Below are 480 nucleotides of genomic sequence, written 5' to 3' on the forward strand. Positions count from 1 at the left end.
CTCTTGTTGTTGCCGTCGGGCTAACAATGAGTTTGCAGGACTTCTTGGATCCAGATTCTATAAGTACTAGTGCCGCGGCCTTTCTTACCCGGTTAAAAGTTGCGCATTGTCTTGTTGATGCGCAAGCTATAAGCTCGCTCCGACCTGACCAAACAGTGAGCTGGTGGGCCGTACTGCTAGTTGTAGTAGCTGTTATTTTTGCTGCTTTTATGGTGTATCTCTATGGTTTTCCAGATGCTCCAGGTGCCTCAACCATTATCGATGGATGGAATAGCTTTGCTACTACTGTCCAAGGCTGGTTCTAGTTGTTCCATGACCGCTATTCCTAGGGAAGATAAAAGATGAAAAAGGGAAACGGAATTGCTCTTACCATTGCTGCAGTGTTTGCTGCACTTGGCATTGGCATTATTACCGGAGGAACACTAGTCTCTTCAGATAATTCAACATCTACTACTGCCACACAGACAGAAGATGTTGTAC

General features: G+C 45.4%; 1 protein-coding gene. It reads left to right on the forward strand.

From position 1 onward, the window contains the following. Positions 1-305: hypothetical protein (locus tag ACU8YE_RS24715; protein WP_446930077.1), on the forward strand; the 305-nt coding region annotated here is incomplete at its 5' end. Positions 306-480 lie beyond the last annotated feature (175 nt).

It is taken from the genome of Ralstonia sp. VS2407 (genome assembly GCF_052950655.1).